The sequence below is a fragment of the Defluviicoccus vanus genome, from assembly GCF_014672695.1.
GTDB classification, from domain to species: Bacteria; Pseudomonadota; Alphaproteobacteria; order Rhodospirillales; family Defluviicoccaceae; genus Defluviicoccus; species Defluviicoccus vanus.
Window position 1 is genome coordinate 1,173,192 of the sequence record NZ_CP053923.1, and the last position, 13,102, is coordinate 1,186,293.

Here is a 13,102-nt window from a genome sequence, read left to right on the forward strand (position 1 = left end):
CGTTCCCACTTATCTAGCTGCTATGGTACGAATTTGAAGGATCTATTCCATTTGGCAACGCGCTTGGCGATGAGTCAACCATCGCGGTGTGGCGCGTGCCACACAGGATGATAATTTCATAACACTCGTCAGGCCACGGGCAAACACTCTGTTTGCCATTTTGCTGCCGCTCCAGCACGCAAAGGAACGCTATGATCACCGCCGATCGATCTCTTGCCCTGCTCGATACCCTGCTGTCCGACGCCAGACGCTGCGGCGCCGATGCCGCCGATGCGGTGTTTATCGACCGGCAAGGGCTGAGCCTGTCATGGCGGCTCGGCAAGCAGGAGACGGTGGAGCGCGCCGAGGGTGTCGATCTGGGCCTGCGCGTCTTCGTCGGCACGCGCCAGGCGCTGGTCTCAACCTCCGATTTGTCTGACGAGGGCCGACGCGCCCTGGTCGAGCGCGCGGTAGCGATGGCACGCTTCGTCCCGGAAGACCCGCTGTGTGGTCTCGCCGACGCGTCCGCGGTCGCCGGCGACATTCCCGACGTGGACGCATGCGATCCGCTGCCGGTGGATCTGTCGGCGTTGCAGGCACGCGTCGTCGCCGCGGAAGAGGCCGCACTGGCAGTTCCCGGGGTGACCAACTCCGAAGGGGCCGACGCCAGCTGGGGCCTCACCAGGGGTGCCGTCGCCGCCACCAATGGCTACGCTCGCAGCTTTGCCTATTCGTCGCACNNAGCGTCTCCGTCTCTGTCCTCGCTGGCGACAGGCACCGGCATGGAGCGGGACTACGACTACGCCGGCACCGTCTACGCTGCCGACCTTCCCGACCCGGCCATGCTCGGTCGCAACGCCGGCGAGCAGGCCGTCCGCCGGCTCAATCCGCGTAAGATCGGCTCGATGCAGTTGCCGGTGATCTTCGCGCCGCGGGTCGCCCGATCGCTGGTCGGCCACCTGGCCGCAGCGATCAATGGTCAGGCGGTCGCCCGTGGCACCACCTTTCTCAAGGACAAGATGGGGGCGGCAGTCTTTGCACCGGACATCACCATCATCGACGATCCGCTACGCCGGCGCGGCTTGCGCTCGCGGCCGGTGGACATGGAGGGGATCGCCACGCAGCGGCGACAGGTGATCGACTGCGGCGTGCTCACCACCTGGCTGCTGGAGCTTCGTTCCGCCCGCCAGCTCGGACTACCGCCCACCGGACACGCCACGCGCGGTGTTGCGTCGCCGCCGTCGGCGAGTGTCAGCAATTTCTACCTCGAGGCCGGCGGGCTGAGCCCGGCGCAGCTGATGGCGGAAGCGGGAACGGCCCTCTACGTCACCGACCTGATGGGCTTCGGCGTCAATGGCGTGACCGGCGATTACAGTCGTGGCGCCTCCGGATTCTGGGTCGAGGGCGGCGAGATCGCCTACTCGGTCAGCGAGATTACCGTCTCCGGCAACCTGATCGAGATGTTCCGCCACCTTACCCCGGCCAACGACCTCGATTTTCGCTACGGCCTCGATGCACCGACGGTCCGCGTCGACGGGATGACCATCGCCGGCCGCTAAGAGCCCGGCCGAAAAAGAGTTGAGTGATTTCAGTGGGTTGTGATTCTGTCTGGTTGACAGCAAGACGGAGCGACGAAGATGCCCTGGACTGAAATCACTCGGCCGAAGTATCGGCGGGATGGACTGAAGTATGCAAGCGACACGACGGACGAGGAATGGGCGCTGATTGCGCCTTTGATGCCGCAAGCGCGCCGGCTGGGACGGCCGCGCGCAACAGCGCTGCGGGCGGTAGTCGATGCACTGTTCTACATCCTGTCCAGCGGCTGCCAGTGGCGGATGCTGCCGAAGGATTTTCCACCGCGCTCGACGGTGCAGGGCTACTTCTATCGCTGGCGCGACGACGGCACCTGGGGGCGGATCAACCATCACCTGCTGCTGACGGCGCGTGAGGCGGCGGGACGGGAGGCGAGCCCGTCGGCCGGGGTGATCGACAGCCAGTCGGTGAAAACGACGGAGGCGGGCGGCCCGCGCGGTTACGACGCCGGCAAGAAGGTCAACGGCCGCAAGCGGCACATCCTCACCGACACCCTGGGACTGCTGGTGGCGGCGATCGTCCATTCCGCCGGCATTCAGGACCGCGACGGCGCGGTGCCGCTCCTCGCATCGATCCGCAGCGCCTTTCCCTGGCTGCGCTACGTCTTTGCCGACGGCGGCTACGCCGGGGAGAAGCTGCGGGCGGCGCTCGGCCGGTTGGGCCGCTGGACGCTGGCGATCGTCAAGCGCGCCGCCGACGCCGACGGCTTCCAGGTGCTGCCGCGCCGCTGGGTGGTCGAACGGACACTCGCCTGGCTCAACCGCAACCGCCGACTGGCCAAGGACTTCGAAAAGTCGATCGCCAGCGCCGAATGCTGGATCATGATGGCCAGCGTCAAACTCCTCTCGCGACGTATCGCAAGAGGCTGAACAACCTATGCGATTCCGAGTCAGACACTAAGCGCCAGGCGGCTCACGGTCCTGGATGACGTAAAGACGACGGATTGCTTAAACTTTTATGACGTCGCGCAATCACAGGTGATCAAGCGTCAACGGTCTCTATAATAGAGCCCTTGGCGCCCCCAGGACCTGTTGATGAACGCTGATAGGCAGTCACTCGAAACGTTTCGCTCTATTTGGATTTCCGACATCCATCTCGGAACGCGTGGCTGCAATGCTGTCCTGCTGCTGGACTTTCTCCGGTCGACCGAGTCGCAATACCTTTATCTGGTTGGCGACATTATCGACATCTGGCGAATGCGCCGCACCTGGTACTGGCGGCAGGAACACAACGACGTCATCCAGAAGGTGCTGCGCAAGGCGCGCAAAGGGACGCGCGTCATTTACATTCCCGGCAACCACGACGAAAGCTTTCGCGACTTTGCCGCGCATCGCTTCGGCCGCGTTGCCGTCCTGCGCGAGGCGATCCACGTAACCGCCGACGGCAAGCGATTTCTCGTCATGCACGGCGACCAGTTCGACGGCATCGTCAAGTACGCCAAGTGGTTAGCCTTTGTCGGCGACCGCGCCTACAGCTGGGCGCTCGCTGTCAACGGCTGGTTCAACCGTGCACGCCGAACGCTTGGTTTTCCCTACTGGTCGCTGTCGGCTTATCTCAAACACAAGGTTAAAAATGCGGTCGAATACATAAGCAACTACGAATCCGCCGTCGTCGCCGAAGCGCGCCGTCGCGGCGTGGATGGCGTGATTTGCGGTCACATTCACACCGCCGAGGTTCGTTGGTTCGACGATATCCTCTATTGCAACGATGGCGACTGGGTCGAAAGCTGCACCGCCCTGGTGGAGCATTTCGACGGCCGGCTGGAGATCATCCGCTGGGCCGAGCGGCCGCATCTGTTGCCCATGTCACCGGTTGATAAACAGGANATGCGTCTCTGCCTCGTCACCGACGCCTGGCTTCCTCAAGTCAATGGTGTCGTCCGCACGCTGGAAATCCTGAAGGACCAGCTCGGCGCTGTCGGCCATAACGTTCATTTCCTCACCCCGAACGGATTCCGCTCGTTCCCGTGTCCGTCCTATCCGGAGATTCGTCTGGCGCTGGCCACCCCGATCGGCATCGCCCGGGCGATCGACGCGCTCAATCCGGACGCCATCCACATCGCCACCGAAGGCCCGCTCGGCCATCTGGCGCGACGCTACTGCCGTCGGCGGCGCTACCCGTTCACCACCTCGTTCCACACACTCTTTCCCGAATACCTGCATGCGCGCTGGCAGNNCTGCCGGGTCGGCTGGTCCTACGCCTTCCTCCGTCGCTTCCATGGCGCGGCCGCGTGCACCATGGTGGCGACGCCATCGATCGAGGCCAACCTGCGCCGGCACGGCTTCCGCCATATCGCCCGCTGGTCGCGCGGCGTCGATACTGCCGTCTTCCATCCGCGCAGCAAGGATTTCCTGCCGTATCCGCGACCGATCAGCCTTTATGTGGGTCGCATCGCGGTCGAAAAGAGCATCGAGGACTTTCTCGCTCTCGATTTTCCCGGCACCAAGGTCATCGTCGGCGATGGCCCGCAGAAGGAGGAGATGCAGCGCAAATACCCCGAGGCGGTCTTCGTCGGCGTCAAGCGCGGCGAGGAACTCGCCCGCCACTACGCTGCGGCCGACGTCTTCGTCTTCCCCAGCCGCACCGACACCTTCGGTCTGGTCATGCTGGAAGCGCTGGCGTCAGGTGTTCCTGTCGCCGCCTATCCGGTTCCCGGTCCACTCGATGTGATCGACGGCTCCGGCGCCGGCGTTCTGGCGGCCAATCTGCGAGATGCGATCGAGGGCGCGCTGGCGATCGACCCGGCACACTGCCGCCAACACGCCGAGGCCTATTCTTGGGCCAACAGCGCCCGCCAGTTCATCGGCAACGTGGTCCCCGTGCGATAAGGTCGCAACAAGCGAGCACCGACCTTGTGGGCGACGACCGAAAGGACGGGGGAGCGGAGCGCCGCTCAATCCCCCGTCAGGATCCGCTCCACCAGTTGTTTTACCGTCGGCACGAAGCCATTCGAATAGAAGGGGTCGGTGGAGAAGCGGTAGGCATTGTGGCCGGCGAACATCAGGTTGACGTCGATGCTGCCGCCATGCGCAATCGATTGCAGCGTCTTCTGGATGCAGTAGGAGCGAGGATCGGCGAGTCGGCCGGTGGTCCCTTCCTCGTTTTCCGCCCAGTTGGAGAAACGACACTGGCTGAGGCAGCCCATGCAGCCCTGCTGGTCGAGACGAAGTTCGCGCGACTTTTCCGGGGAGACGAACACAAGCGTCGCATCGGGCGTGCGCATCGCCTCGGTAAAGCCGGCGTTGATCCAGCTTTGCGCCCGGCGCAGGTCGGCCGGTGTCACATAGACTGTGCGGCCACGCACACCGATGGCAAGCATCTCGGTATGTTCGCCCACCGGTTCGCGGCTGAAGGCCACCTGGCGTTCGTTGCGCTCGATCAGTTCCTGAATGAACGCGTTGCGCACCGCCGACGAGTAAAAGCCGGTGGGACTGAAGCGATTGAGGAAGACATCGCCCGCTTTCAACGCCACCAGACGCTGCTTCCATTCATCCGAAATCGGACTCTCGGTGGTCAGCAGCGGGCGGGTGCCGAACTGGAAGGCGATTGGGCCAAGCTCTGGATTATCGATCCAGTCGTCCCACTCGCGCAGATACCAAACGCCGCCGGCCATGAAGATCGGCGTATCGTCAAGACCGTACTGGCGCAGTTCGCGCCGTAGCTCCAGCACCCGCGGATAGGGCGATTCCGGCTGACGTGGGTCTTCCGAGTTGCTGAGGCCATTGTGCCCACCGGCGAGCCACGGGTCCTCGTAGACGACGCCGCCCAATGCGCTGCGATACTTGTGATAGGTACGCTTCCAGAGCGCGCGAAAGGCGCGCGCCGAGGAAACGATGGGATAGCAGGAAACGCCAAAGCGGGCGGCGATCTCCGCCATCCGGTATGGCATGCCCGCACCACAGGTGATGCCGTGGATCAGCCCCTTGGCACCTTCGAGAATCCCCTGGAGGATGCGCGGCGTCGCCGCCGCTTCCCACAGCACATTCATGTGGATGCGGCCGCGGCCCCCGGCGGTATCGTGTGCCATCCGTGCCTGGGCAATCCCACCACGGGTGGCAAAGGCGATCAGCTCCTCGTAGCGTTCGCGGCGTGTCTTGCCCCGATAAACCTGCGGCACGATCCGCCCTTCGCCGTCGAAGAAATCCGCATTGACGCCGGAGAAGGTGCCGACGCAGTCGGCGGCCGCGAAAGCACCGGCGCTGAGACCGTTGGAAATGGAGACCCCCTTGCCGCCTTCGATGATCGGCAAGACGTCCCGGCCGGAAATGCGCAACACATCGAGTACTTTCATCAGTCCTCAGCCTGCCAGCGGCAACACAGCAATCGGTCTTCGTTCCCCCAGTCCCGCTTGCGTGAGTCGATATGGGGAAAAGCGAGCGAGTCGTCGAGTGCAGGCGCCTCGCTCAGAGCGGCGGTGCTGCCACCGCCGCCAATCGAGCTCACACCGAAGGCACCCGTTCGGCTCAGGTCGCCGCCTTCTCGCGCGAGAGGGCTCCCGAGATATCCTCGCCGGTCGCCTGGTCAACACTGCGCATGGACAGCTTGATCTTGCCCCGGTCATCAACGCCGATGACCTTGACTTTCACCTGATCGCCAATTTGCACCACGTCGGTCACTTTGCCAACGCGTTCGCGCGCCAGTTCACTGATGTGCACGAGGCCGTCGCGATTGCCGAGGAAGTTGACGAAGGCACCGAAGTCCACCGTCTTGACCACTTTGCCATTGTAGATAGTGCCCACTTCCGGCTCGGCGGCAATGGAACGGATCCAGTCGATCGCCGCGTCAGCCGAACGCTGGTCCACCGCTGCCACCTTCACCGTACCGTCGTCTTCCAGGTCAATCCTTGCCCCGGTCACTTCACAGATTTCGCGGATCACCTTGCCACCCGGGCCGATAACCTCGCGGATCTTCTCCTTGTTGATTTGGATGACGGTGATCCTGGGCGCCATCTCGCTCAGCCCTTTGCGAGGCGTCGACAGGCCGCGGCTCATCACGTCGAGGATATGCAGACGACCGTCCCGCGCCTGCGCCAGGGCCACCTGCATGATCTGTTCGGTGATCGAGGTGATCTTGATGTCCATCTGCAGCGCGGTGACACCTTGCGATGTGCCGGCAACCTTGAAGTCCATGTCGCCGAGGTGATCCTCGTCACCAAGGATGTCGGACAGCACGACGAAGTCGTCGCCTTCCTTGATCAGACCCATGGCGATGCCGGCGACCGGGCGCAGCAGCGGGACGCCCGCATCCATCATCGACAGAGACGCACCGCAGACGGAAGCCATCGACGACGAGCCGTTCGATTCGGTGATCTCGGAGACGACGCGGATTGTGTAGGGAAAGTCGGTCTTTGCCGGCAGCAGTGCATGCATTGACCGCCAGGCCAGTTTGCCGTGCCCGACCTCGCGACGGCCGGTGAAGCCCATGCGGCCGGCCTCACCCACGGAGTATGGCGGGAAATTGTAGTGCAGCATGAAATGCTCGCGGAATTCGCCGGCGAGCGCGTCGATGATCTGTTCGTCCTGGCCAGTACCGAGCGTGGTGACGACAAGCGCCTGCGTTTNCCCGCGGGTGAACAGGGCGCTGCCGTGCGCGCGCGGCAACAGGCCCACCTCAACCGCGATCGGCCGGATGTCGGTGGACGTACGATTGTCGATCCGCCTGCCGGTGGCGACGATGGCCCGCCGGACGACGTCCTTCTCCAGTTCCTTGAACTGGTCGTCCATCGTCTGGGTGACCAGCCCCTGGTCGACGCTCTCGTCTTCGCTCAGTGCCTCGGCGAGCCGCTTCTTGACCGAGATCACCTTATCGCGCCGCGTCGACTTGACCGTTTCGGTATAGGCTTCGCGCAGATCGCCCTCGGCCATACTGCGGATGCGCGCCGCGAGATCCGGGAGGCCCGCCGGCGGCGGCGGCAGATCGACCGGCTCCTTGGCACAGGCCTGGGCCAGTTCGATGATCGCTCTGATCACCGGCTGGAAGCTGCGATGACCGAACATCACCGCCCCCAGCATCACGTCTTCCGAAAGCTCTTTCGCTTCCGATTCGACCATCAGGACACCGTCGCGGGTACCGGCCACCACCAAGTCGAGTTCGCTGTTCGCCATCTCGTCCAGTTGCGGATTCAGCACATATTCGCCACGGATATAGCCCACGCGGCAACCGGCGACGGGACCGAGGAACGGCACGCCGGATAGCGTCAGCGCCGCCGAAGTCCCGACCAGCGACGCAATATCGGGATCGTTTTCCAGATCATGCGAAAGCACGGTGCAGATCACCTGCGTTTCGCAACGGTAACCTTTGGCGAACAACGGCCGGATCGGTCGGTCGATCAGGCGGGAGATCAGAACCTCACGTTCCGCCGGCCGGCCTTCGCGTTTGAAGAAACCGCCCGGAATCTTCCCGGCAGCAAAACTCTTCTCCTGGTAATGGACAGAGAGCGGGAAGAAATCGAGACCCGCCTTCGCCGTCTTCTCATAGACGACCGTACACAGGACCTTGGTTTCACCCAACGTCACAACGACGGCGCCGTCGGCTTGTCGGGCAATCTTGCCCGTTTCCAGGACGAGCCGCCGGCNCCNCCAATCGATTTCCTTACGGAATTCTTTAAACATCATACTTTCCTTGCAACGCTGCCTAGCGCAGCGAGCGCGACCGGCGTCCATTCGACGCCGCGCGTTGGGTCATTGGGTCAGGGCCTGCACCTTTGATGACGGCTACCGCCTGAGACCGAGACGCTCGACAAGCCGCTCATAGCGGCCCGCCTCTTTCCTTTTCAGGTAGTCGAGCAACCGACGGCGCTGGCCGACCATCATCAGCAGCCCCCGCCGCGAATGAAAATCCTTGCTGTGGGTCTTCAAGTGCTCGGTCAGGTTGCGAATGCGTTCGCTGAGAATGGCCACCTGCACCTCCGGCGACCCCGTGTCGCCGCCCACCGTCGCATACTCCTTGATCACTTCCTGCTTCCGCTCTGCGGTGATCGACATCTCGTTCTCCGTTTCCTATAAGTTCAGCACACGCAGCGGGCGCAGTTCGCCCCCTTGATTTCCGCGAGCGCAATCGGCTTACCATCTGCGGTTGCACAGACGATAGCGCCGGCAGCCACGTTGCGGAGGGGGAACGGCTGGCCACGGGCAGAACCGCAATCGGGCGCCCATGCTGCAGGCTTCGGGCCTCAGCAGCCGTCAAGTGCAGTGCCGGGATGCCGGCCAGCGCCACACCGACGGGAAGCAAAGCCTCCGCCACCGACCCACTATGCCCCATCGCGTCGAGCTGTTCCAGCGTGATCGCCTGATCCTCGCAAAACGGTCCGACGGACAATCGCCGCAGGTTCGCAATGTATCCCCGGGTGCCCAGCGCCAGCGCCATATCGCGGGCGATGGAGCGCATATAGACACCCTTGCCGGCGGCAACGCGAAAGACCGCGTGATCCCGATCCGGCATCGCTTCGAGCTCGATACGAACAATGCTGACCAGCCGGGGGCCGAGCGTCACCTCCATATCGGCGCGCGCCAGCGCATAGGCACGTTTGCCCGCAATCTTGACCGCCGAATAGGTGGGGGGAATCTGTTCGATCTCGCCGATGAAGCTAGGCAGGATGGCTTCGATCGCCGCCGCATCGGGGCGGATGTCGCTGGTTGCCACCACCTCGCCTTCGGCGTCGTCGGTGTTTCGCTGCTCGCCCCAGCAGACGGTGAAGCGATACAGCTTGGCGCCATCCATCACGTAGGAAACCGTCTTCGTCGCCTCGCCAAGAGCAATCGGCAGAATGCCGGTGGCGAGCGGGTCAAGTGTGCCGCCATGCCCGGCCTTCGCCATGCCGACTGCGCGCCGCACCCGGGCGACGACGCCCGCCGACGAAAGTCCTGCCGGCTTATCAATCACCAGCCATCCGTTCACCGCCGCGGCGCGGCGGTGAGTGGTCGCCAAATCGCTCATTCCGTGTCCTTGCCGGGTGTGCTGGCCGCTGGCGGCGGCGCCTCGTCATCGTCGCCGAGATCCCGGGCCACCGCCGGTGAATGCAGCAGGTTGGCGATGCGACCTGCCTCTTCAAAGGAGGTATCGAGGCGAAACGACAGGTTGGGGGCAAATTTGAGATTGACCAGTTCCGCCAGCCTATGGCGCAGGTAGGCACGCGCGCGTACCAGCGCGGCAATGATGTCATCCGCACTGCGACCACCGAGCGGCGTCACGAAGAACGTCGCGTGACGCAAATCCGGCGTGAGTCGTGCTTCGGTTACGGTAATCGGCACGGTCGAGAGGAGCGGATCGCGCAGTTCCCGCCTCTCGAAGATCGCCGCAAGGGCGCGGCGCAATTCCTCACCGACGCGCAGCTGCCGCTGGCTCGGGCCGTCCACTTTCTGCCGGATGTGTCTGCTCATCCCACCTGACTGTGCGAACCTTCCATATTGCTCAGAGGCACGACTAAAGATGCCGCGCCACCTCCTCCATTTCGTAACATTCGAGGATGTCGCCAACCTGGATATCCTGGAAGTTGGCGAGCGAGATGCCGCAGTCGTAGCCTTCCTTGACTTCGCGGACGTCGTCCTTGAACCGCTTCAACTGGCCGATCTCGCCATCGTGGATGACCACGCTGTCCCGTAGCAGCCGCAGCCGGCAACCGCGCTTGACGAGGCCCTCGGTCACCATGCAGCCGGCAACCTTGCCCACTTTGGTGATGCTGAAGACTTCTCNGCGGATGTCGGCGTAGCCGAGGATGTGTTCGCGCAGCACCGGCGTCAACATGCCGCTCAACATCTGCTTCATGTCGTCGGCAAGTTCGTAAATGATGGAATAGTAACGGATTTCCACCCGATCGCGACGCGCCAGTTCGCGAGCTTGTGGATTGGCACGGACGTTGAAGCCGATGACCAGCGCGTTGGATGCGCGCGCCAGCGTCACGTCNNGCACGTCGCTCTCGTTGATACCGCCGACGCCGGCGTGGAGGACGTTGATCTTGACGTCATCGGTGGACAGCTTGTCGAGCGCGCCGACGATCGCCTCGGCCGAACCGTGCACGTCCGCCTTGAGCACCAGCGCCAATTCCTTGGCTTCGCCATCCTTGATCCGCGAGAACATTTGCTCGAGGGTGCTGCGGCTGGCCGTTGTTCGCGCATCGCGCTGGCGGCGCTGGCGGAACTCGGTCACCTCACGCGCCCGCACCTCGCTCGGAACGACGATCAGATCGTCACCCGCTGCCGGCATGCCGCTCAAGCNCAGAATCTCTGCCGGCATTCCCGGCTCGGCCGACAACAGTTCGGCACCAGCCGCGTCCATCAAGCCACGCACCCGTCCCCATTCGCTGCCGGCAACGAAGATATCGCCGACGCGCAGGGTTCCCCGCTGCACCAGGACGGTCGCCACCGCACCGCGTCCACGCTCTACCTTGGTCTCGATGATCACACCTTCCGCCGGCCGATCCGGGTTGGCCTTCATGTCGAGCACTTCGGCCTGCAACAGGATCGCCTCGGCGAGTTTGTCGAGGTTCGTGCCCTGCTTGGCGGAGACCTCCACCGACAGCGTCTCACCGCCCATCTCTTCCACCTGGATGCCATACTGCAGCAGTTCGGTACGAACCCGCTGCGGGTTGGCGTCGGGACGGTCGACCTTGTTAATGGCGACGATGATCGGCACGCCTGCCGCCTTGGCATGGGTAATTGCTTCGACCGTCTGCGGCATCACACCGTCGTCGGCAGCGACCACCAGGACGACGACGTCGGTCGCCTTGGCACCGCGGGCGCGCATTTGCGTAAATGCGGCGTGACCGGGGGTGTCGATAAAGGTGATCTTGTGGCCGGAGGCGAGCGTCACCTGATAGGCACCGATGTGCTGGGTGATGCCACCGGCCTCGTGGGCGGCGACGTCGGTCTTGCGCAGCGCGTCGAGAAGCGACGTCTTGCCGTGGTCGACGTGGCCCATAACGGTGACAACCGGCGGCCGCGGCACCAGCGTTTCCACCGTATCGCTGTCGCCGCGCAGGCCGATTTCCACGTCGGAATCACTGACGCGCCGCAGGTTGTGACCAAACTCCTGCACCACCAGTTCCGCCGTGTCGGCATCGATCGACTGGGTGATCGTCGCCATCACCCCCATCCGCATCAGCGCCTTGATCACGTCGGCGCCACGTTCCGCCATGCGGTTGGCCAGTTCCTGGACGGTAATAACCTCCGGCACGATCACGTCGCGCACGACCTTCGGTGCCTCCGCCCGCATCAACGCCAGTTGCTTCTGCCGTTCCTTTTCGCGGGCGCGGCGAACCGAGGCGAGACTGCGGACACGCTCGGCAGCCCCCTCTTCGGTATCGACAAGAACCGTGATCTTGGCACCGGCGCGACGTGACACGTCACCACGGCGGCCGGCAACCGGCGCCTTCTTGACCTCGGTGCGCACAGGGCCACGACGCGATCGGCCACGGCTGTCGCCCTCTTCCTCCTGGGTAGGGGTGAGCTGCAACTTGGTGTTCGCAGGCGTCGACGCAGCCGGCGTGGCCGGCCGTTTGCTGGCAGCTGTTGCCGCTTCCTGCGGCCGTCGCCGGTCACCACCGCCGGGACCGGAAGCCGGACGACGCGTCTCTTCGGCCGCCGGACGTGCCGGCGCAGTTGGCGCCGTCGAAGCTACTGGTGAGGTGGCCGTGGCTGCATCCTTAGACGCCGAACCCTCCGCTTGGGCGGGTTCGCCAACCGGCGTCGACGCTGCAGAGGCGGCCTCTTCGCGACGCGCTGCCTCCAGGGCGGCAGCGGCGGCGGCAGCTTCCGCCGCCCGCGCTGCTGCCTCTTCGGCTTCGCGCGCCTCTGCCGCCAGGCGCGCTTCTTCTTCGGCCTTGCGCGCCTTCTCGGCCTCGATCGCGGCCTGTTCGGCCGCTAGCTGCGCCGCCTGGGCGCGTTCTTCTTCGGCCTTCTTGGCATCGTGCAGCGCACGAAAGCGCGTTTCCTTTTCGCGATTGGTCAAGCCGGCCATGCCCAGGTCGCGAGCGCTGGCGCCGCCGGAGCGGCCGCCGGACGAACGCCCCTTATCGCCATCCCGGCCACCCGTTTCGGCGGCGATCGTCCGCTTCTTGCGAACCTCGACCGTCACCATTTTCGAGCGGCCATGAGAAAAACTCTGCCGTACTTGGCCGGTCTCCACCGTCTTCTTCAACTCCAGTTTGCGGGGACCGTTCACTTGCCCCTGCTTGGTGGCGTCACGTTCGTCCGTGTTGCTCATGTCCCCTACTTGCTTTATCGGTTATTTGGCTGGCAAGTGATTGGTCGGCGGCTACCGCATCGGTCCGCAGCCGGATAAGGCGTTCGCCTTCGTCGCGAATAGCGCCTGCCAGGCGTCCCTTCGCGACGACGCCATGTACGGTGCGCTCGCGGCCAGTGGCGCGCCCGATCTCGTCTGCCGTCAAAACTTCGATGACGCTCAAATCACCCGCCAGCGCCTTCAGCCGGCCACGGTCGCGCGGATCGCCGTCGCTCGCTGCAATCAGCAGCGCCGCCCGGCCCGCCTGTAGCCACTCGCGCGCCTTTTCGAAGCCGAACACGGCTTCGTTCGC

General features: G+C 64.2%; 9 protein-coding genes and 1 pseudogene. 3 read left to right on the forward strand and 7 right to left on the reverse strand.

Annotated features, from left to right (window positions below; all coding sequences use genetic code 11):
* Nucleotides 1–191 precede the first annotated feature (191 nt).
* The 3 genes from HQ394_RS05290 (at nucleotide 192) to HQ394_RS20670 (ending at nucleotide 4,400) form a co-directional block, all read left to right on the forward strand.
* Nucleotides 192–1,538: a TldD/PmbA family protein gene (locus HQ394_RS05290; protein ID WP_190262400.1), complete on the forward strand. Its 1,347-nt coding sequence runs from the start codon at nucleotides 192–194 to the stop codon at nucleotides 1,536–1,538.
* A gap of 78 nt (nucleotides 1,539–1,616) precedes the next feature.
* Nucleotides 1,617–2,441: an IS5 family transposase gene (locus HQ394_RS05295; RefSeq protein ID WP_190261407.1), complete on the forward strand. Its 825-nt coding sequence runs from the start codon at nucleotides 1,617–1,619 to the stop codon at nucleotides 2,439–2,441.
* Nucleotides 2,442–2,606: 165 nt separating this feature from the next.
* Nucleotides 2,607–4,400 carry a glycosyltransferase gene (locus HQ394_RS20670; RefSeq protein ID WP_317628998.1) on the forward strand — a complete coding sequence of 598 codons (1,794 nt, stop codon included), beginning with the start codon at nucleotides 2,607–2,609 and terminating at the stop codon, nucleotides 4,398–4,400.
* 65 nt (nucleotides 4,401–4,465) lie between these two features.
* On the opposite strand, the gene HQ394_RS05310 is transcribed toward HQ394_RS20670, so the two are convergent.
* The 7 genes and pseudogenes from HQ394_RS05310 to HQ394_RS21040 all read right to left on the reverse strand — a co-directional run bounded on the left by HQ394_RS05310 (nucleotide 4,466) and on the right by HQ394_RS21040 (nucleotide 13,090).
* Nucleotides 4,466–5,863: an NAD(P)H-dependent flavin oxidoreductase gene (locus HQ394_RS05310; protein ID WP_190262402.1), complete on the reverse strand. Its 1,398-nt coding sequence runs from the start codon at nucleotides 5,861–5,863 to the stop codon at nucleotides 4,466–4,468.
* 172 nt (nucleotides 5,864–6,035) lie between these two features.
* Nucleotides 6,036–8,183 carry a polyribonucleotide nucleotidyltransferase gene (gene pnp / locus HQ394_RS05315; protein WP_190263136.1) on the reverse strand — a complete coding sequence of 716 codons (2,148 nt, stop codon included), beginning with the start codon at nucleotides 8,181–8,183 and terminating at the stop codon, nucleotides 6,036–6,038.
* A 102-nt stretch (nucleotides 8,184–8,285) separates the two neighbouring features.
* A complete protein-coding gene (gene rpsO / locus HQ394_RS05320; protein WP_190262403.1) occupies nucleotides 8,286–8,555 on the reverse strand; it encodes a 30S ribosomal protein S15 in 270 nt (89 codons plus the stop codon).
* 15 nt (nucleotides 8,556–8,570) lie between these two features.
* A pseudogene (gene truB / locus HQ394_RS05325) lies at nucleotides 8,571–9,507 on the reverse strand (tRNA pseudouridine(55) synthase TruB).
* Nucleotides 9,504–9,950, reverse strand: coding sequence for a 30S ribosome-binding factor RbfA (rbfA, locus tag HQ394_RS05330; protein ID WP_190262404.1), 447 nt, complete (start codon nucleotides 9,948–9,950; stop codon nucleotides 9,504–9,506). Before rbfA ends, truB begins: the two are co-directional and overlap by 4 nt.
* 43 nt (nucleotides 9,951–9,993) lie before the next feature.
* The gene (gene infB / locus HQ394_RS05335; RefSeq protein WP_190262405.1) at nucleotides 9,994–12,771 is read right to left on the reverse strand and encodes a translation initiation factor IF-2; all 2,778 of its coding nucleotides are present in this window, start codon (nucleotides 12,769–12,771) and stop codon (nucleotides 9,994–9,996) included.
* A complete protein-coding gene (locus HQ394_RS21040; RefSeq protein WP_223291865.1) occupies nucleotides 12,749–13,090 on the reverse strand; it encodes a hypothetical protein in 342 nt (113 codons plus the stop codon). Before HQ394_RS21040 ends, infB begins: the two co-directional genes overlap by 23 nt.
* Between the last annotated feature and the right edge of the window lie 12 nt (nucleotides 13,091–13,102).

Excerpts from the sequence above, each read along its gene's own strand:
- HQ394_RS05295 (WP_190261407.1), top strand. The coding sequence starts at position 1,617 with ATGCCCTGGACTGAAATCACTCGGCCGAAGTATCGGCGGGATGGACTG.
- HQ394_RS05310 (WP_190262402.1), bottom strand. The coding sequence starts at position 5,863 with ATGAAAGTACTCGATGTGTTGCGCATTTCCGGCCGGGACGTCTTGCCG.
- rpsO (WP_190262403.1), bottom strand. The coding sequence starts at position 8,555 with ATGTCGATCACCGCAGAGCGGAAGCAGGAAGTGATCAAGGAGTATGCG.
- rbfA (WP_190262404.1), bottom strand. The coding sequence starts at position 9,950 with ATGAGCAGACACATCCGGCAGAAAGTGGACGGCCCGAGCCAGCGGCAG.